This window comes from Amycolatopsis sp. NPDC039088 (assembly GCF_055598845.1).
In genome coordinates this window covers 1-19,572 of sequence record NZ_JBVKAE010000019.1, presented here as the reverse complement: position 1 = coordinate 19,572, position 19,572 = coordinate 1, and the positions used below count along the sequence as shown (strand labels likewise).

The window sequence follows — 19,572 nt, the reverse complement described above, 5'->3', positions numbered from 1 at the left end:
GCACCGTCGACCGCCAGACGAGCGCGGAAACGCCGCGGTCAGGAACCTCCGAGAGCGTTTCACGGCTCGGCTGACATCGGACTTGTTTCCCTTCACTCGGAAGGTTCATTTACTTGAGCCGGTATCGGTTTCGCTGAAATGACCTGGCCGAACGCGCCGACCCGACCGGAATAAGCTTCGTCCCCGTGGTCATCCTTCTGCGGGACTCGAAGCTGTGGCGCGGCGGCGTGGTCTGGTATTCCGTGATCGCCTTGGCGCTCTTCGCCGGATCCCTCCTGCCGGTGTTACAGAGCCGAGGGACGCAGTTCGGCGGAATGCCGTCCCGTCCGTACGACACCCTTGCCGTCGTGGCGATCGCCCTCCAATGCGCTCCCCTCGTCGTAAGCCGGCGATGGCCCGTCGCCTGTTTCACGCTGGTGTCGCTCGGCTTCGCGCTCGACCAGCTTCGCGGCTACCACTCGTTCGCGGGTACGGCGCTGCCCCTCGCCGTGCTGACCGTGGGCTTGGCACTCGAACGGCACCGGCTTGCCACCGCACTCGTGTCTTCCGGCGTCTATGTGGCGTTGGCGGTCGCGTTCCCCTTGCTCGGTGCGGGCGAATCGACGGCCGGTTACGTGACGTTCTACCTCGCGCTGGTGCTCGCGTGGGGGATCGGGGCGTGGCTGCGGTCCACCCGCGTCGCGGAGGCCGAAGACCGTCGCCGCGTCGCCGAGGACACCCGCGCCGCCGAACGCGCTCGCATCGCCCGCGAGCTCCATGACGTCGTGACGCACCACGTGACGGCGATGGTCGTGCAGGCCGAAGCGGCGCGTTATCTGACGGCCGCGCCGGAGCGGCTCGATCGGAGCCTCACCGCCGTCGCGGAGACCGGCAGGCAGGCCATCACCGACCTGCGCCACCTGCTGGACGTGCTCGACCCCGATCACGGCACCGCCGAAGGGCTCCGCACTCTCGTGGAGCACACGCGCCGAGCCGGGCAGCCGGTGGAGTTCACCGAGGAGGGCGCGCCGTCGGAGTCACCCGCCGGCCCCGTCGTTTACCGGGTCGTGCAGGAAGCACTGACCAACGCCCTCAAACACGCACACGGCAGCCGTACTTCGGTGCAGGTGCGCCATGGCGACCGGGAGATCACCGTGGAGGTCAGTACGGACGGTTCCGGCCCGCACACCGGATCGCCCGGCGGGAGCGGACGCGGGCTGGCCGGGCTGCGCGAGCGGGTCGACGTCTTGGGCGGCGAATTCAGCGCGGGCCGGAGAGACGGCGGCGGCTTCTCCGTGCGTGCCCGCATTCCCGCGGGGAGCGCTTCGTGACCGCGCCGATCAAGGTCCTGGTCTGCGACGACCAGATGCTGGTCCGCACCGGGCTGGTGACGATCATCGACGCCCAGCCCGACCTCGAGGTGGTGGGCGAATGCGGGGACGGGCGCGCCGCGATCGACCTCGCCGCGCGGCTGCGCCCGGACGTCGTGGTGATGGACGTGCGGATGCCGGTACTCGACGGCATCGAAGCCACGCGGCTGCTGGCCGGAGCCGGGGTGCCCCAGCCCGTCAAGGTGCTCGTGGTGACGACGTTCAATCTCGACGAGTACGTCTACCGGGCACTGCGGGCCGGGGCGAGCGGGTTCCTGATCAAGGACGCGCCACCGGACAGGCTGCTGAACGGGATCCGGACCGTGGCGGCGGGCGCGGCACTGCTGGATCCCGAGGTGACGCGGCAGCTGGTCGGCAAATTCGCCGCCCGTATCCGGCCGGTCGACGACGGCTCCGCCGACATCCCGTTGACGCCAAGGGAGCTGGAGGTGCTCCGCCTCATCGCGGACGGCTTCTCGAACAGCGAGATCGCCGCGACCCTCATGATCAGCCAGGAGACCGTCAAGACCTTCGTGTCGCGCATGCTCGCGAAACTCGGGCTCCGCGATCGTGTCCAAGCGGTCATCTACGCCTTCCGCCACGGCCTGGTCACCTGACGGACGCCGCCTGCAGCACGACGCGCTCGATCGCCTGCGCGGCCAGATCGGGCTGGTCGACGTAGATGTAGTGCTCGCTGTTCGTCGCGGTGGTCAGGGTGCTGCGGCTGGACAGCGTGAGCCACTTCTTCTGGCCTTCGGCCCACGCCCGCTCCAGGTCCTGCCCGTACTCGGGAACGGCCGCGAGATACGGCTTCCCATGCTGGATCACCTCCACCGGGATGTCCCCGGCGGACCGGACCTCCCCGTCGGGAGTCACCAGCTTCTCCGGACTTTCGCCCTGGAGCATCGCCAGGGTCTGTGCACGCAGTTCTGCCGCCATACCGGTGGCGGACTCCGGTATCCCCGCGCGGAGATCGGCGGTCTGAGTCGGCGAGGTGGCGTCCATCAGCACCAGGCCTTTGACCCGGTCACGGTGTTCAGGGGCGTACCTGGCGGCGATCAGCCCGCCGAGTGAATGCCCGGCCAGGACGGCCGGCCGGTCGTCGGCGACCTTCTCGAGGACCGCAGTCAGGACGTCGCCGGTGCTTTCGAAGGTCTGAGGCCCTGTGGGCTGGTCACTGGCACCCGAACCGAGCCGGTCATAGGCACAAACCTGGCCGTGCCCCTCCAGAGTCTTCTGAAAGGGAGCCAGCTTTTCCACACTGTCGCCGCCCCCGTGCATCAGTACGACGACCGGACGGCCTTCGACCGCGCTACCCGAGCAGGACACGTTCACCGAACGGTCACCGACCTTGATCTTCTCCGTCCCGGTGAAGGAGGTGTTCGTCAACGGATCCGAGTCCGCTTCCGAGGCTTCGTCACAGCCTGTCAGCGCCACTCCGGCCACGACACAGCACAGGGCGAGCGCCGCGGATGTCCTACGGGTCATGATGTACTCCTGGTGCGAAAAGCGTTGCGGGGAAACGACTTACGCGGAGAACGCTACGTATTCGGAGAGCCGGTGGCGTCACCATGCGGTGGACACCTTCGGGTAGCTCGCACGGGGGACACGCCGAGCCCTGGCGACACCTCGGACGTCTGTCCACTTTGGACCGGAGACGAATCTGTCGGTGGCACCCGCTACGGTGGCCGCGTTGTCGAACCTTGGGGGTTGAGGTGGAGGAGTACACGGAAGTACCGACGGGACTGGCGGACGCGCTCGCGCCGGTCGTCGCGGACCTGATCCCGCTGCTGCGCGGGCGGATCCCGCACGGTCCCGCGGCGGCGCTCGGCAGGCTGGGCGCCCCGGACGCGAAGCCGGACGCTTTCGGCCTGGTGGTCGGACGGCCGGTAGCGGGACCCGGTGAATCGGCGGCGTCGAGCCGGCTGCGTTCGCTCGGAGATCCGGTCTCCGAGCGGTTGCTCGGCGCGCTCGAACTGAGCTTGGACGCGCTGACCATCGCCGTCCCGGCCGAGGTCGAAGCGGCGGTACCGGGGCCGGAAGCGACACCGCGGTCCTTCGGCTTCGGGATGATCAGCTGGCCGAGCGCCGAGACCGTCACCGCGGTGCGCCTGCTCGATCAGCTGCGGCCGGGGATCTCCGGGCTGATCGTGGCACTGGTCGAGGAACTGGCCGGGCATGAGGCCGTGGTCCCGCTGCTGGCGGCCCCGCCGGAGCTCATCGGCGAGAAGGAACTGGCGGCGGCGCACGGAGCGGCTCATCTCGCACTGGCCGTCGCGGTCGCCGCGCCGGTGCTGAGGAGGGCAGGCGCTCCGCTCCTCGCCGGGACGTCCGCGGCCGTCGTCGGTGTCGCACTGGGGGCGGTTTCGGCTTTGTTGAGCGAAAGTCCGATGCCGCCCGCGTATGCGGCCGCGCTGCTGGAGAAACGCCGTGCCGAATACGTGCTGCCGGTCGCGGCGTCGGGTTCGGCCGAGGTACGCGGGCACCGGTTCACCCTGGCCGAGCGTCCCCTTCTCGGCGAGGCCGACTTCAGCGGGAACGGCCTGGCCGTCGCGGTTCCTGGCGGGGTCGCCGTCCGGACCGGGCTGGAGGAGGGCCAGGTTCCCGTGTCGACGCGGATCCTCGAAGGACCGCCGGAGGAGGTGGAACTCGACTGGTGGGACGAGGTCGTCGAGATCTCGTGGCGGGCCGAGCGGGGTGACGCCACGTTGAACGAAACCGACTCGCGGCACCTGAGAACACCGCCGTGGCCGGGTGATTTCCGGGTGCGGGTGCACGCGATCGGCCGAGACGGCGAGGAGCGCGAGCGCTACCAACTCATGCTCTGGCAGGCACCGCCGGGCCCGGACATCGTGCACAAACGCGGTGACAGGCTCGGGTACGTCGTCCGCGGCGAACCCGTTCCCGACATCGAGGCGCCACCGGAGGCCGCCTACCGGTGGATCAGTGAGAGCGTGCTCGGCGAAGCGGCGACGGTCACGGTGGTCAGGAACGCTTCACCCGCCGAGGTGCTTCGCGCTTTCGGTGCGGATCCGGCCGAACCGGAGTCCGGGCGGGGGCTGGCGGAGGAATTCGACCTCGATCCCTGGGTGGCCGTTCTTCCGGTCGACGGCGGGGTGCTGGCCGTCGAGTTCAACGGTTTTCAGGGATCGCACCGGCCGGTACTGGAGCTGTTGTCACGGGAAAGCCGCACGGCGAGCCTGTTCTGGAACATCAACGCGGTGACCCGGTTGTCCTTCGCGGACAACGGAAAAGTCCTGGCTTCGTCAGAACTCGGATACGTGGAGGAGGTCGACGACCCCGAGGTGGACCAAGCGTTGGCCGGTCTCGATTTCGGCAGTTATCGCGACAGGCTGGAAAAAGGCCTTCTCGCCGTCGAGCGGTTCACCGGATACCGGCTGCGGCAGGAGGACCTCGAGCGGATGGTCGAGGAGGATGTCGCCTACCGCATCCTACCGCACCTTCCCGAGCTGTATCCCGAGGCGCGTAACGACGACGGCTCGCGCGCGTTCCCCGGCAGTGGCCCGTTGGGCGCGGAAACCGATCGGCTCGCCTTCGTGCCCGAGGAAACGTTGCTGGACTTGGCCTGGCGGGCGGCGTCGGCGGTGGTCGAGCACGCCGGTGTCGTCGAAGACCCCGTCATCGCCGCGGTACTCAGGGAGCGCCGGTTGAGTCCGGAGGCGGAGCTCCTGGCCAGGCGATCGCAGCTGCGGGCGTACCTGGAACACGCCTGGGTGTGGCAGGCGCTCCACCAGGCGACCAATCCGGACCCGCTGGGCGCCGCGATCGGCGCACTGTCGGCGGCGCGATCCGCGGCCGGACCGAGAGGGGAGGGCCTGCTGGAGTACGCGCGGCGAGTGGCACGGGAATCGTAGAGCGGCCGCCGGCGAATCAGTCGTCGATGAGGAGGTGGCGCAGATACCGGTCCGGGTGCGCAAGGAAGCCGCGGGTCAGGGTGACCGCCTCGGCCTCGTCGTAGCCGACTCGCTCGATGTCGCCGTCGCCGTCGATCTGGAGGATCCGCGCGCCCGGCACCGCGAGCAGGATCGGTGAATGGGTGGCCACCACGAACTGACTGCCCTGGGCGGTCAGCTCGACGAACCTGGCTATCAACGCCATACAGCCGCGTGGGGAGAGCGCCGCTTCCGGTTCGTCCAGCAGATACAGTCCGCCCGGTCCGAATCGGTGGGTGACGAGGTCCAAAAAGGACTGTCCGTGGGAGCGTTCGTGCGGCGAGACGCCGCCGTAAGCGGGCAGCAGCGGCGACGATCCAGGATCCTGGTCGAGGCGTTCGATCTCGGAAGCGACGTTGTAGTAGGACTCGGCGCGCAGGAAGAACCCGGTACGCGGCTTGCGGACGCCCCAGCGCAGCACCAGCTGGCCACCGAGGCTGGACTCGGTGGCGCGGGTGGCGAACCGGAACGACTGGGAGCCTCCTTCCGCGTTGAAGCCCGCCGCCACCGCGATCGCCTCGACGAGCGTGGATTTACCGGTGCCGTTGTCGCCGGCCAGGAACGTCACCCCGGGATCGAGGGCCAGCCCGCCGGTGCGGGCCAGCTGCCGCACGACGGGGAGGGTGAAGGGATTACGGCCGGTGTCGGAGTCCGGCGCCAGCCGGATCGACTGGACGAACCCGCCGACGCTGCTCACGCCTGCCTCCCGTCACCAGGTTCGAACGTTGCCTTTACGGTGACGGTCCCGGGATGGAGCAGGTCGTCGGCGGGTACCGGAGACCGCCAGGAAAGGGCCGTGAAGGCCTCCTTCCCTACGCTCAAGGTCAGGGTCCCGGCGAAGTCGCATAACTGCTGGTCGGCTCCATTACTCGAGCGGGTCAAGGCGAACGTGTCGTGGCGGAGCCGGCGGGAGCGGGTTCACGTAAAAGGGGCCTCACCTGGCTCCCGACTGTCCATAAGGGACACTTCTCGGGACAAACGTGCCCGATGTGGGCGATTTGCGGGGTGTGACGAAGGGGTCGTGAGTGATGTGGGTCGTTCTCACTCTCATTAACACTCACGACCCCGCGCGGAAACGTATTTAGCGGCATCAATCGGACAGTCGATCGGCTGGCGGTGTCCCTTGTGGACACTGAAGCCCGACTGGTGTCCAGAATCAGGCCTGCCCCACCTCGGCTCGCCCTTGATCAACGGAAGATCGGGGACCTTGAGTGTCCCTGATCTTCCGTTGATCAAGCTCCGCCGCTGGTGCGCGGCCCGTGACAGTGCAGGAATAGTCGCCTGACCTGCAAGATCGCGACTCTGCCGAGACCCTACGCTCAAGGTAGGGAAGGAGGCCTTCACGGACTTTCCACGCTGGCCAAGCTCAGCAGGGTTGCAAGAGCCAGCAGAGCCGGTAGTCGGCCCGGTAGGTCGTGGACGTGCCCGGCGCGATGATGTTCTGTGTCCTCGGGCCGCCGTGCGCCCAGGCGGTGAAGGCGTACTTCAGGTTGAGCGGTGGCAGGTTCTGCGGGCTGTCCGCGCTGATCGAGTTGGTGGAGCCGGCGATCACCGTCCGGGTGAACGGCGTGCGCTGCCGTGTGCCGCCGACGGTGAGCATCGCCTGACTGGGGCTGGAGGTGAAGTTCAGCGCCACCGTCTTCGGCTGGAGGTCGACGGTCTTGCTGCCGGTGCGGCCACTCGAGTCGGTCGCGGTGAGGGTCAGCTGCAGGTACGACGGGTAGTCGTGATCCGGTGCGACGAACGAGCCGGACGCGACGCCGGGGAAATCCTGGACGTTGTGCGTGTGGCAGGTGCCGTTCGCCGAGCAGTGCCGGATCGCGAGCCGCCAGGACAGCGCCGATGCTGGGAGCTGACCGTCCTGGGCGTCGACAGCGCGGCCGGAGAAGGGCACGGTCTGGCCGACCGACCAGGTCAGCGTGCCCGCCGGGCTGTCGATGACCGGCACCGGATCGAGCCCCTCCGGATTCCCGACGGTCACCCGCACCGTGGTGGTCGCGCTCGCGCCGTGGGAGTCCGTGACCCGCAGTCCGGTGTCGACGGCGGCGGCAGCGGTGTAGGTCCAGATGGGGCTGGAGGCCGACGAGTCGTCGTACGCGCCGTCGGCGTCGAGGTCCCAGGCGTAGGACAGGGTGTCCCCGGCGTCCGGGTCGGTGGAGCCGGTGCCGTCGAACTGGACCGTCAGTGGCGCCGGGCCGCTCGTCGGATTCGCCGTGGCCGCCGCCACCGGAGGCCGGTTGGTGCCACCGGGGTGGCTCACGCGACGGAGTTCACCGCTGCCCAGCGCGACGTAGAACAGGTCACCGCCGGGGCCGGTGAGCACCTGCACCGGTGTGCTGACGCCGGTCACGAACGGCACCAGACGGCTCGCGCTCGGCTGGCCGCCGACGGTCTGCATGGCCCAGATGCACCCTCTGGAGGAGTCGGCGAAGAACAGTGCGCCGGAATACTCGGCGGGGTAGTTGCTCCCGGACTCGAAGGCGATGCCGCTGATCGAAGAACCGCCGGTGGGGCAAGGATCGTTCGCCACCACCTTGGCCGAGTGGTTGTACGCGTAGTACGGCGCCGACTGCCCGCCGGAGGTGTACAGGGATTCGCATCGGTCGAGGTTCGCGCCGTCGTAACCGGCCTGCCTGGCGTTGCCCTCGAAACAAGGCCAGCCGAAGTTCTCCGCCACCGCGTCGCCGACGTCGGCGACGCGGTTGATCTCCTCCCAGGCGTCCCAGCCGACGTCGCCCGCCCACAGCTCACGGGTACCCGGCCGGAAGCCGAACCGGAACTGGTTCCGCGCGCCGTAGGCGATCACGCGCCGGGCGTTGGCGTCCGCGCTGCTCGCGAAAGGGTTGCCGGGCAGGCCATCGCCCGTGTCGGGGTCGAGGCGCAGCAGCGCGCCGTTGAGCAGGACCGGCTGCCCGGCGGGCCGTCGCGGCGATTGCGAACGCAGCGCGCCACCTTCCGCCGTCGGCGGCGCGAGGTTCGTCCCGGCGGGCGACGGTGGGTCGGCGCAAGGGTTCTCGACCTGGCCGTAGTCGGTGAAGCCGAAGCTGGCCCCGTCGCCGCCGCCCGCGTACAGGGCACCGTCCGGTCCGAAGGCGAGAGCGCCGACCGAGTGGCTGGGGAACTGCTGGCACCAGCCCGTGACCAGGGGCTTCTCGCTGACGGCTGTGCCGGCCGAACCCATGGTCAGCTGCGAGACGCGGCCTGTGACGACACAGCCCTTGGTGGTGGCGCCCGGCGGGGTCGGACAGGTGTCACCCCACCGCGGCGGGGTGCCGCCGGGTTCCGCGTCGAGGGTGTAGGAGACGTAGACATAGGGCCTGGCGGGGAAGGCGGGGTCGACGGCCAGCCCGAGGAGGCCGCGGTCCCAGAAGTCCTGGGTCTGGGGACGGAGGTCGGCGAAGATCGTCGCCGTTGTGTCGGTGAGCGAGTCGAAGACCTTCACCAGGCCGCTCTTCTCCGCGACGAACACCCGGCCGTCCGGCGCGAACGCCGTGGCGGTCGGTGAGCTGAGCCCGCCGATCGCCACCGTGTCGGTGAAACCGGCGGGCACCGCGGCTTCGGCGGGTGCCGCGGCGACGAGCGCGACCGCGAGCGCGCCGACCAGCGGACCGACCACGCCGACCGCGAGCGTGCGTCTTGATCTTCGTGGGAACAAGGGACGACGAGAACTCATCACGCGAACTCCTCCTGCGCAGGGACCGGAAAGAAGCCGACAGCTGCCCGGTATGGCGCGAGAGGAGCGAAAGTTGTTACGCATATGACAGAAATGCGCACAACTCGCTAAAGACGCCTGGTGTTCGTCAGTCCTTCGCGGACGACGCGAGACGGCGCGTACGAGCCTCCGTCCGCGGCGCCGGTGCGCGCCACCAGGGATAAGGCACCCCGAACAGCTTGTTGACCAGCACGGCGAGCAGCGCGATGAGAAGCACCCCGATCAGTACCGCGAGGACCTGTGACGGGGTGTGCAGCAGGCCCAGCGCGACGATCAGGGTGGTGGCACCGGCAGGCGGGTGGGGTGTGCCGAGGGCCGCCATCGCGGCGCAGGTGATGCCCAGCGCCAGCGCCGCCGCCCCGATCCTGGCCCACGATGGATGCGTCAGATCCGGGGCGGCGGCGAGCAGCCCGGTGGCGGCGAGGCCGGTGAGGCCCGCGAGGACACCGACCAGGTGACCGAGCACCGTGTTGCGCGGGCTCGCGCTGGGGGCGTCCGGACTGGCGAACACCAGGAACGCGGTGGGCCCGAGTGAGGGGAACAGCAGCGGCGCGCCGGTGAGGATCGCGCAGAGGCCGATGAACACGATGCACCCGAACGCGCTCAGTGCCACGTACGCGGTGCGGCGGATCCGGTTCATTCCCAGCCACGGCGTGGGTTCCGGGTCCCGACGGCGCCGGGGGCGCGCCGCCGGTAGACCACGTACGGACGCACCAGGTACTGCACCGGAGCGCTGAAAGCATGCACCAGCCGGGAAAACGGCCACAGCGCGAACAGCAGCATCCCCAGCGCGGTGTGCAGCCGGTAGTCCAACGGCGCCGACGCCATCAGGTCCGGCTGAGGATCGAGCAGGAGGATGCCGCGGAACCAGGGCCCGACGGTCTCGCGGTAGTCGTACCCGCCTCGGACACCGTTGTCGACCAGCGTGGTGGCCAGCCCGGCGAGCATCACCAGCACGAGCACCACGTACATGTACCGGTCGCTGACCGACGTCGCGCGGCGGACCGCCGGGACCCGCAGACGCCGCCACAATAGGAGACCGAGGCCGCCGACCGCGACCAGACCGGCGAGACTGCCCATCCCGAGCGAGATCAGGTGGTAAGCGTGTTCGTCGAGCCCGGCGAATTCGGTGACCCCCTTGGGGACGAACAGACCGAGGACGTGCCCGCCGATCACCATGAGCAGCCCGACGTGGAAGACCGGGCTCGCCACCCGCAACATCCTGGACTCGTGGAGTTGGCTCGACCGGCTCGTCCAGCCGAACTTGTCGTACCGGTAGCGCCAGATCGTGCCGAAGACGAGCAGCGCGATCGACGCGTAGGGAGCGGCGCCCCACAGCAGCAGGTCGAGTCCGGAACTCATCGGCCACCTCCGGTCGGGAACGGGTCGAGGCCGACCAGTTCGGCCGGGGGAGCGGTGGGTCGTGGCGCGGGGGCGGCCGGAAGGGTGGCCAGCACCGCCCCGACGACGTCGTGATAAGGAGTGTCCATAGTGGACATGTTGCGGTGCAATAGGTCCAGCGCCGGATGGAACCGGTCGAGTACCTCAGTCGCCGCGGCGGGCTCTGCCGCCGCGGCGAACTCCAGGATCACCGGCAGGAAGTCCGGCAGCTCGTTCTCGGCCGGGGCGAATCCGTGGACACGGTAGAACCGCCGCAGGGCGGCGAGCGTTTCCCCTCGGCGGCGGGTGTCGCCGTCGAGGAACCAGCTCAGATGCAGCGTCCGCCTCGGCTTGCGGTCGAAGACCTCGATGTAGTGCGAAGCCAGCGCGCGAGGATCACCTTGGCTCAGGTAGGTCACGGCGCGCGCGAGTTCGTCGTGGCCGGGACCGCCGGTCTCGTCGAGGCAGGCGCGCAACAGCGGCAGTTTGCCGAGGACGGCGTCGTCCGGATACTGCAGGCACCAGCCCGCGATCTGACGCAACGCCGCGTGATGCCGTGTGCCGACGGCGCGGGACCGGGTGAGCCTCACCGCTCCTGCCCTCGCAGGGTGGGGAACAGCGCGTCCGGCCTGCCGCCGTCCGCCCAGCTCACGAGGTCCACTGTGGACTCACCGCCGCCCATCCCCGGGCCGCCGTCGACGTCGAGGCTGCAGCGGGTGGCGATGGCCTCCAGGTCGTGGGCCTGCCCGACACCCGCGGTGGGGATGACGTAACGCTCGTCGTATTTGGCCAGCGCGAGCAGCCGGTGCATCGCGAAGATCTGCTCCCCGGTCAGGCCGACCGAGGCGGGGATGTCCTGGTCGGTCTCCTGCCCGAGGTTCACCGCCCGCATGTAGGACCGCATGGCGGCCAGCCGTCGCAGTGACCGCCGGACGGGACCGGTGTCCCCGGCGGTGAACAGTTCCGCCAGGTACTCGACCGGGATGCGGAGCGCGTCGATGGCACCGAACAGGTTGTCGCGGTGCTCGCCGTCGTGGCCGCTGCCGCTCACCGCGTCGACCACCGGCGACAGCGGCGGGATGTACCAGACCATCGGCATCGTGCGGTACTCCGGATGCAGGGGCAGCGCCAGCCGGTAGTCGTGGATCAGCTGGTACACCGGCGATCGCCGGGCCGCGGTGAGCCAGTCGTGCGGGATACCGGCCGCTTCGGCCGCCCGGATCACCGCGGGGTCGCGCGGGTCGAGCAGCAGATCGAGCTGGGCGGGGTAGAGGTCGTGTTCGTCGGCGACGGACGCGGCTTCGGTGACCTTGTCGGCGTCGTAGAGCAGCACGCCGATGTAGCGCAGCCGTCCGACGCAGGTTTCGGAGCAGACGGTGGGCTGGCCGGCTTCCACTCTCGGGTAGCAGAAGGTGCACTTCTCGGCTTTGCCGGTCTTGTGGTTGAAGTAGACCTTCTTGTAGGGGCAGCCGGTGACGCACATCCGCCAGCCTCGGCACTGGTCCTGGTCGACCAGCACGATCCCGTCCTCCTCGCGTTTGTACATCGCGCCGGAGGGGCAACTGGCCACACAGGACGGATTGAGGCAGTGCTCGCAGATCCGCGGCAGGTAGAACATGAAGCTCTGCTCGAACTCGAATTTGATCCGGATCCCGAGTTCCTCGCGCAGCTTTTCGGCGATCGGGTCCTTGACGCCGTGTTCGGTCGAGCCGCCGAGGTCGTCGTCCCAGTTCGGGCCCCAAGCGGGTTGCGTGGGTTCACCGGTGATCGCCGAGCGGGGCGCCGCGGTGGGCACGTCGTCGCCGAGCGGCGCCTCGATCAGGGTGGCGTAGTCGTAGGTCCACGGCTCGTAGTAGTCGGAGATCTCCGGCAGGTCGGGATTCGCGAAGAGCTTCCCGAGCTTGCTCAGCCGCCCGCCCGCGCGCAGCCGTAGGCGGCCCTTCGAAGTCCGTTCCCAGCCGCCCTTCCAGCGTTCCTGGTCCTCGTAACGGCGTGGATATCCCTGTCCTGGACGGGTTTCCACGTTGTTGAACCAGGCGTACTCGGTGCCTGCCCGGTTGGTCCAGGCCTGCTTGCAGGTCACCGAGCAGGTGTGGCAGCCGATGCATTTGTCCAGGTTCATCACCATGGCCAGTTGCGCCAGTACCCGCATCAGTAACGCACCTCCTGGGAACGGCGGCGGATCACGGTGACCTCGTCGCGCTGGTTGCCGGTGGGGCCCAGGTAGTTGAACCCGAAGGACAGCTGGGCGTAGCCGCCGATGAGATGGGTGGGTTTGATGAGCAGCCGCGTCAGCGAGTTGTGCGTGCCGCCGCGTTTCCCGGTGGCCTCGCTGCGCGGCACGTTCACCGCCCGATCCTGCGCGTGGTAGAGGAAAACGGTGCCCGCGGGCATGCGGTGGGAGACGATCGCCCTGGCCACCACGACCCCGTTGCGGTTGACCGCCTCGATCCAGTCGTTGTCCTTGGCGCCGATCGCTTCGGCGTCGGACGGGCTCATCCAGATTCCCTGTCCGCCGCGGGACAGGGTGAGCATGTGCAGGTTGTCCTGGTAGGTCGAGTGGATCGACCATTTGCTGTGCGGGGTCAGGTAGCGGACGGTGACCTCCGCGCCGTTCCCCGGTTCGCCGGAGAGGTGGTGCGCACCCAGTGGCGGCCGGTAGACCGGCAGCGCCTCGCCGAGTTCGTGCATCCAGTCGTGGTCGAGGAAGAAGTGCTGACGCCCGGTGAGCGTATGCCAGGGTTTCCCGTGCTCGACGTTGATCACGAACGCGGAATACCGCCTGCCGCCGCTTTCGCTGCCGGACCACTCCGGACTGGTGATGACCGGAGCGGGCCGGGACCTGGTGTCGGCGAAGGAGATCCGCTTGCCCTCGTGCTCGGCCGAAAGATGCGCCAGTTCGGTGCCGACGCGTTTCTCGAGATCGCGGAAGCCTTGGGTGGCCAGCCGTCCGTTGGTGGTGCCGGACAGGGCGAGCACTGCGTCCGCGGCCTTGATGTCGGTGTCGATCAGCGCGTGGCCGAGAGCGGCTCCTGTCGTCGCGACGCCGTTCTTCGCGCGCAGCCAGTCCAGTTCCTCGCCGACGTCGTAGGTGATCCCCTTGCTGGTGGCGCCCAGCTTCTCCAGCAGCGGCCCGAGGGTGGCCAGTTTCGCCGCCACGGCGGGATAATCGCGTTCGACGACGGTGAGCCGCGGCATCGTGACACCCGGGATGGGTTCGACGTCTCCGTCGCGCCAATCACGCACGACACCGCCGGGCTGCGCGGTTTCTCCCGGTGTGTCGTGTGTCATCGGGGTGGCGACGAGATCCTTGCGCACCCCCAGATGGCGTTCGGAGAGCTCGCTGAACCGCTTCGCGATCGTGTGGAACGCCTCGAAGTCGGTGCGGGTCTGCCACGGTGGATCGACAGCGGCGTTGAAGGAGTGGACGAACGGATGCATGTCCGTCGACGACAGGTCGTGCTTTTCGTACCAGGTCGCGGCGGGCAGCACGAGATCGGCGAACAACGTTGTGCTGGTCATCCGGTAATCGATTGCCAGCATAAGATCCAACTTGCCGACAGGGGCGCTGTCATGCCATTTCACCGATCGCGGCCGGGCTTCGGGCGGTGCCTCCTCGCCGCGGAGGTTCGCGTCGGTGCCCAGCAGATGACGCAGGAAGTACTCGTGTCCCTTGGCCGAGGAACCGAGCAGATTCGACCGCCACACCGTCAGCACCCGCGGCCAGTTCCGGGGCTCGTCCGGATCTTCGGCGGCGAAGCCGAGCGTGCCCTCGCGCAGCTTCGCGGTGACGTGGCGGGCGGGGTCGATGCCCGCTTCTTCGGCCTCGTCGACCAGATCCAGGGGATTGCGGTCGAAAGTGGGGAAGGAGGGCATCCAGCCCAGCCGCGCCGACTGCGCGAGGGTGTCGGCGGCGCTGGTCCCGGCGAGTGCGCCGGGAGCCAGCGGTGAGGTCAGTTCGTCGTTGCGCAGCGCGTCGTAGCGCCATTGGCCGGTGTGCAGGTACCAGTAGGCGGTGCCGATCATCTGCCGGGCCGGTCGCACCCAGTCCATCGCGCCGGCCAGGGTCGCGTGCCCGGTCAAGGGACGCACCTTCTCCTGACCGACGTAGTGCGCCCATCCGCCGCCGTTGCGGCCCTGACAGCCGGTCATCGTCAGCAGCGCCAGGAAGGAGCGGTAGATGGTGTCGGAGTGGAACCAGTGGTTGGTGCCCGCGCCCATCAGGATCATGCAGCGACCGCGGGAGGCTTCGGCGGTCTCGGCGAACTCCCTGGCGATCCGGGCGACCCGCTCGGCCGGGACCGAGGTGATCTCCTGCTGCCATGCCGGGGTGCACGGTTCCGCCGGGTCGTCGTAGCCGGACGGCCAGCGGCCGGGGAGGTCGGCGCGCCGCACGCCGTACTGCGCCATCAGCAGGTCGAACACCGTGGTGACCAGTTGCCCGCCCACTTCCACGGCGGGCACACCCCGGCGCAGCACGCCGTCGACGTCGAACCGCGGCAGCAGCACCTCGACACCCCGGTGGCCGGGATCGTCGAGCAGGCTCAACCGCGGCACGACGTCGCCGAGGTCGAGGTTCCAGCGGCCCTGGTCGTGCTCGTTCCAGCGGAAACCGACCGAACCGTTCGGCACGACCGGTTCCCCGGTGCGGTCGTCGACCAGCACGGTCTTCCAAGCGGGCTCGGCCGCTTCGGTATCGCCGAGGTCGGCCGCGGTGAGGAACTTCGAAGGTACGTAGGCGCCGTCTCGTGCGGTCAGCGTGACCAGGAAGGGGAGGTCGGTGAAGCGGCGGACGTAATCGGTGAAGAACGGGACCTGCCGCTCGGCGAAGAACTCGGTGAGGATGACGTGCCCCATGGCCATCGCCAGCGCGGCGTCGGTGCCGGGGTGCGGGGCCAGCCATTCGTCGGCGAACTTGGTGTTGTCGGCGTAGTCGGGGGAGACCACAACGACCTTCTGCCCGCGATAACGCGCTTCGGCCATCCAATGCGCGTCCGGTGTCCGGGTGACGGGGACATTCGAACCCCACATCATCAGATACGCGGCGTCCCACCAGTCCGCGGATTCCGGGACGTCGGTCTGGTCGCCGAACACCTGCGGCGAGGCCACCGGCAGATCGGCGTACCAGTCGTAGAACGAGAGCATCGGGGCGCCGATCAGCGCCATGAACCGCGCCCCGATCGCGTGCGAGACCATCGACATCGCCGGAATCGGGGAAAATCCGGCGACCCTGTCCGGGCCGTAGCGGGAAATGGCGTGCACATGGGCGGCTGCCGCGATTTCCGCGGCCTCGTCCCAGCTCACCCGGACCAATCCGCCTTTTCCTCGGGCACGGTGATAGGACAGCCTCTTCATCGGGTCGTCCATCACCGAGGCCCATGCGACGACCGGGTCTCCGTGCTGCCTCAATGCCTCGCGGTACATTTCGACCAGTACGCCTCGCGCATACGGAAAACGTACCCGGGTCGGGGAATAGGAATACCACGAAAAAGAGGCGCCTCGCGGGCAGCCGCGCGGTTCGTACTCGGGCTTGTCCGGTCCGACGGAGGGATAGTCCGGGTCCTGGCTCTCCCAGGTGATGATCCCGTCGGAAACATAGACGTTCCAGCGACAGGAGCCGGTGCAGTTCACGCCGTGCGTTGACGGGACCACCTTGTCGTGGCTCCATCGATCCCGGTAGAACGCGTCGCCTTCCCGGCCTCCGGTGAGGTGTACCGAGTGCAGGCCCGCCGATCCTTCGGTGCGGGTCAAATAGCGGCCGAGGCGGAGCAGGGCGGAGGTCGCCGCACCTTCGGTGTGGCTATTCACGCTGTTTCCGTTGGTCTTTCGTGGCGAGCGCACGCTCGCGACCTCCCGACTAAAGTCGTGAATGAGGCGGACAGCACGAACAAGACATGCTCAGTCTGTCCGGGAACGCCGCAATGCTAGCGGCACCGGACGCGCGCTGTCCTTTCGCGAAGGTGATCATGGGTCATGGATCACTCGAAAAGACCAATAAGTAAATGTATTGGTAATGTGGTGGTAATTGACGCGAGAAACTCGATTATTCCTTTTTGCCGGGCGATCGAAAATGGCCGAGGTGCGATTTCCGGAATCGGGATGTCCTGTCACGCGCGAATCCGACGTGGGGAGCGCCGCCGGAGGCGGGGCAGACTTGATTCTGGACGCCAGTGAGGCTCTAGTGTCCACAAGAGGCATCGCCGGGCGATTGAGTATCCGATTTATACCTATATGTGCAATTTCGAGGGAGGGTCGTGAGTGGTGATTCGGGTTATTTGAGGGGTGAGGCAAGCGTGGTGTGGTCAAGTCTCTGTCCCGCGGGTGGCGGGGCTGGCGGCTCGGCTGTCCGGAAGGGACGTTGCTTCCGATCGATGTGCCCGGGGTGTGTACCGCGTGTCGTCCGTCCAGGTACGCGTGACGTCCATCCGGGTACGCGAAACCGCCAACCCGAACCACCGCTTAAACCCGCGAACCGGCTTTACACGCCTTCCGGCTTCGGGATCGGGATACACGGGAAACGAGTGACATCGACCTCGATCTCGTTGGTCGGCCCGCAGAGCTGGAGGCCATCGGTGTTCGTGCCGTCCGCCACGCTGAATCCGACCACGCCGATCGCGGTCTCGCCCCGATCGAGGTTTTTGCCCATCAGGGAGTCCGCCGACCAGGTGGCTTCGCGCCAGGTCTTGTCCGCGATTTCGGTCCTGAGGTCGCTGGCCGGCCACGCCTCGGTGAAGCAGTACTGGGGGACTTCCTTCGGCTCGTACGGGTCGCACGTTTCCCCGGCGGTGTTGTTGCGACGAAGCTGCAGATATTTGATCCTGGCTCGCTGCACGCCACGATCGGCGAGCGCTCCGGTCACGGCCAAATACGCCGCGACGTAGTGCTTTCCGGCCTTCGCCGACACGCCTGCCAGTTCGGGCGTCCAGGCGACGTCGATGGCCTTCACCTGAATCGCCTGGTCCAACCCCGGTTCCGTGGTGACGAGGGCCTGGCCGGGGAAGTCGGCGAACTGCGAGTACTTCGGGCCGGACTCGGCCGTGGCCGAGTCGCCGGACGGCGAATCGCCGGTGGTCGCCGCCGTGTCGGTCCCGCCGCCGTCGCCGGAACACGCGGTGAGCAGCAGAGCGAGCCCCGCGGCGAGCACGGGCAAGGATCGAGGTGACATGTGACGCGCCTCCGTCAGAGTGATGTGACACCGTAGCATTCAGTGTCACTCCGACGGTGCCGGAGGCGGCACGGTTCCCCCGAAGGTGTCCGACCCCGGAGAAGCGGACAGTTCCAGACCGCTTCTCCGGGGCAGCGGCTTCAGGTCGGATACAGCCGGATGATCGCCGACGGCGGCACCGCGCCGTCCAGGAGAACCTCTTCGAACTGGTCGCCCAATTCTTCGGCGTCTTGCCCCCGTTGCCACCGGCCAGCTTGGTCGCCTTGGCACGCCCTGCTTCGGTCGACACGTCGAGCACACTGCCGGCGCCGCGACCTCGTCGGCGTTGCCCGCGAGCGCGTCGAGGGCGTCCTCGAGCGGCCCGACGTGCTCGATCAACCAGCCGACGCCGGCCGCGAAGATGGCGCCGAAGGGATCCAAAGCGGCGGTCAGCGCGTCCAGCGCGGTCCCGACCGCACCCATCGCGACCGACGCCCAATCCCCGCTCTCGATCGCCGACTTGAGATTGACGGCGTCCCTAGCGACGGAACCAGCGCCGTTTCGGTGGGTTCTCCGCGGAGCCGGTTGGCTGTAGCCCCAATCTTCCGGTCAGGAAGAAGGTTCCGGTCACGATGTTGCCGCGCGAGGGTGGTCGCTCAAGGCCGGTGGTCGCGATCGCGACGTCGAGTTCGATCGCGGCGATGGTGCGGACCCGGACCCGATGGAATGCCGTGCCGGTAACGGTGTTCACAGGCGTCTCGACCTCGACGACCTCGCCGGCGAACAGCGCGTGGGCGGAGGGCGTCCCCTCGGACGAGGATTCCGCGAGCGTGAAAGTCCCGGAAGGGATGAAGTAGTCGGCGGCGAACTTCGGCCCGTCGCCGTCCTGCGAGGCGAGGTAGGTCTCGGCGTTGGCGTGCACGGCGACGTCCTCGGCCAGCGCCGCCAGCACCAGGGACCCGGTCTCGAGCCGCCCGCCGGAGTGGGCGAGGACCGCTCGGTCTTCCAGCTCCACCGCGATGGGACAGACCATCTCCCCATCGACGCCGTCGAGGAGGTCGAGCATCGCTGTTTCGGCATCGACGAGGCGAACATCGCGCACCGGAACCGCGGGCGCCGTCCCGGCCAAGCACGGCAAAAGAAACTCGATCTCGCCGTCGCGGACCTGCGCGACCAGCCGGGCGCCAGAGGGATCGGTCCACACATGTTCGCTGATCTTCTTGGCGATCCGCCGGGCGGTGCCCGCGCCGATCAGGGAGATCACCCTTTCCCCGAACTCGTCCTGGCTGGTGACGCCGATCCCGATCGCCTCGAAGTGGCTGGACACGATGATTCCCCCTGTTTCATTGTCCACTCGAGACTACTTGCCAGGTTGGACAAGGTCATCCTGGTTTAGGTGGGGTGCCGACAGTCGGCGACCCGGCGCTCCGTGCGTCGCTTCCTCGAATGTCCGTGAAGGCCTCCTTCCCTACCTTGAGAGTAGGGTCCCGGCAAAGTCGCGATCTTGCAGGTCAGGCGACTATTCCTGCAAGGTCGAGCCGGGGTGGGGCAGGCCTGATTCTGGATGCCCAGTTGGGCTTCAGTGTCCACAAGGGACACCGCCAGCCGATCGACTGTCCGATTAATGCCGCTCTATACGTTTCCGTGCGGGGTCGTGAGTGTTAAGGAGGGTTATTGAGGGGTAAGGCAAACATGGCGTGATCGCCTCGCTGATGTGAAGGTCCCCTTCCCTACCCTGAAGGTCGAAGGAGGCCTTCGCGGACTGGTCGCAATCAAGGACTCCCCACTGAGACGGTGGGGCGTCCTTGACTGTTCACAGGGGGCACCAGTGGACGACTTCATGTCCGATTGATGCCTGTATGTACGGTTTGGAAGGGGGTTGTGAGTGTTAATTAGGGTTATTGAGGGGTAAGGCAAGGGTGGCGTGGTGGGTGGTAAGTGAACCGCCCCGGGTTTGATGGAGGCTCCATCGTGTGAGTGAGGATGGAGTTATGGGCCGGTCTTCGAGGCATCCGCGTGAGGTGCGTGAGCGTG

General features: G+C 68.1%; 13 protein-coding genes and 1 pseudogene. 3 read left to right on the top strand and 11 right to left on the bottom strand.

Translation table 11 applies throughout. The features are described from left to right. Positions 1-185 precede the first annotated feature (185 nt). A complete protein-coding gene (locus ACZ7KI_RS23815) occupies positions 186-1,310 on the top strand; it encodes a sensor histidine kinase (RefSeq protein ID WP_470275295.1) in 1,125 nt (374 codons plus the stop codon). Further along, positions 1,307-1,966 carry a response regulator gene (locus tag ACZ7KI_RS23810; protein WP_470275294.1) on the top strand — a complete coding sequence of 220 codons (660 nt, stop codon included), beginning with the start codon at positions 1,307-1,309 and terminating at the stop codon, positions 1,964-1,966. Before ACZ7KI_RS23815 ends, ACZ7KI_RS23810 begins: the two co-directional genes overlap by 4 nt. On the opposite strand, the gene ACZ7KI_RS23805 is transcribed toward ACZ7KI_RS23810, so the two are convergent. Next, positions 1,959-2,837, bottom strand: coding sequence for an alpha/beta fold hydrolase (locus ACZ7KI_RS23805; protein ID WP_470275293.1), 879 nt, complete (start codon positions 2,835-2,837; stop codon positions 1,959-1,961). The genes ACZ7KI_RS23810 and ACZ7KI_RS23805 overlap by 8 nt on opposite strands. 227 nt (positions 2,838-3,064) lie before the next feature. On the opposite strand from ACZ7KI_RS23805, the gene ACZ7KI_RS23800 reads away from it, so the two are divergent. Further along, on the top strand, positions 3,065-5,224 hold the full coding sequence (locus ACZ7KI_RS23800) for a DUF6461 domain-containing protein (RefSeq protein WP_470275292.1): 2,160 nt from the start codon (positions 3,065-3,067) through the stop codon (positions 5,222-5,224). Positions 5,225-5,240: 16 nt separating this feature from the next. On the opposite strand, the gene ACZ7KI_RS23795 is transcribed toward ACZ7KI_RS23800, so the two are convergent. The 10 genes and pseudogenes from ACZ7KI_RS23795 to ACZ7KI_RS23750 all read right to left on the bottom strand — a co-directional run bounded on the left by ACZ7KI_RS23795 (position 5,241) and on the right by ACZ7KI_RS23750 (position 18,865). Next, positions 5,241-5,999, bottom strand: a complete 759-nt coding sequence (locus ACZ7KI_RS23795; protein ID WP_470275291.1) for an AAA family ATPase — start codon at positions 5,997-5,999, stop codon at positions 5,241-5,243. A 669-nt stretch (positions 6,000-6,668) separates the two neighbouring features. After that, complete coding sequence (locus tag ACZ7KI_RS23790; RefSeq protein WP_470275290.1) at positions 6,669-8,975, bottom strand: PQQ-dependent sugar dehydrogenase; 2,307 nt, start codon at positions 8,973-8,975, stop codon at positions 6,669-6,671. A 127-nt stretch (positions 8,976-9,102) separates the two neighbouring features. Next, on the bottom strand, positions 9,103-9,654 hold the full coding sequence (locus ACZ7KI_RS23785) for an HPP family protein (RefSeq protein WP_470275289.1): 552 nt from the start codon (positions 9,652-9,654) through the stop codon (positions 9,103-9,105). Then, complete coding sequence (narI, locus tag ACZ7KI_RS23780) at positions 9,651-10,376, bottom strand: respiratory nitrate reductase subunit gamma (protein WP_470275288.1); 726 nt, start codon at positions 10,374-10,376, stop codon at positions 9,651-9,653. The genes ACZ7KI_RS23785 and narI overlap by 4 nt, the downstream gene beginning before the upstream one ends. Then, positions 10,373-10,984 carry a nitrate reductase molybdenum cofactor assembly chaperone gene (gene narJ / locus ACZ7KI_RS23775; RefSeq protein ID WP_470275287.1) on the bottom strand — a complete coding sequence of 204 codons (612 nt, stop codon included), beginning with the start codon at positions 10,982-10,984 and terminating at the stop codon, positions 10,373-10,375. Before narJ ends, narI begins: the two co-directional genes overlap by 4 nt. Beyond that, the gene (gene narH, locus ACZ7KI_RS23770; RefSeq protein WP_470275286.1) at positions 10,981-12,546 is read right to left on the bottom strand and encodes a nitrate reductase subunit beta; all 1,566 of its coding nucleotides are present in this window, start codon (positions 12,544-12,546) and stop codon (positions 10,981-10,983) included. The genes narJ and narH overlap by 4 nt, the downstream gene beginning before the upstream one ends. Further along, positions 12,546-16,235, bottom strand: a complete 3,690-nt coding sequence (locus tag ACZ7KI_RS23765) for a nitrate reductase subunit alpha (RefSeq protein ID WP_470275285.1) — start codon at positions 16,233-16,235, stop codon at positions 12,546-12,548. Before ACZ7KI_RS23765 ends, narH begins: the two co-directional genes overlap by 1 nt. A gap of 637 nt (positions 16,236-16,872) precedes the next feature. Further along, positions 16,873-17,559, bottom strand: coding sequence for a hypothetical protein (locus tag ACZ7KI_RS23760; RefSeq protein WP_470275284.1), 687 nt, complete (start codon positions 17,557-17,559; stop codon positions 16,873-16,875). A 306-nt stretch (positions 17,560-17,865) separates the two neighbouring features. Further along, positions 17,866-18,072 (bottom strand): annotated as a pseudogene (locus ACZ7KI_RS23755) (hypothetical protein); the annotation flags it as partial. 4 nt (positions 18,073-18,076) lie between these two features. After that, a complete protein-coding gene (locus tag ACZ7KI_RS23750) occupies positions 18,077-18,865 on the bottom strand; it encodes a hypothetical protein (RefSeq protein WP_470275283.1) in 789 nt (262 codons plus the stop codon). Between the last annotated feature and the right edge of the window lie 707 nt (positions 18,866-19,572).

Bases quoted from the DNA above. Each gene is read 5' to 3' on its own strand.
- ACZ7KI_RS23805 (WP_470275293.1), bottom strand. From the start codon at position 2,837: ATGACCCGTAGGACATCCGCGGCGCTCGCCCTGTGCTGTGTCGTGGCC.
- ACZ7KI_RS23790 (WP_470275290.1), bottom strand. From the start codon at position 8,975: ATGAGTTCTCGTCGTCCCTTGTTCCCACGAAGATCAAGACGCACGCTC.
- ACZ7KI_RS23785 (WP_470275289.1), bottom strand. From the start codon at position 9,654: ATGAACCGGATCCGCCGCACCGCGTACGTGGCACTGAGCGCGTTCGGG.
- narI (WP_470275288.1), bottom strand. From the start codon at position 10,376: ATGAGTTCCGGACTCGACCTGCTGCTGTGGGGCGCCGCTCCCTACGCG.
- narH (WP_470275286.1), bottom strand. From the start codon at position 12,546: ATGCGGGTACTGGCGCAACTGGCCATGGTGATGAACCTGGACAAATGC.
- ACZ7KI_RS23760 (WP_470275284.1), bottom strand. From the start codon at position 17,559: ATGTCACCTCGATCCTTGCCCGTGCTCGCCGCGGGGCTCGCTCTGCTG.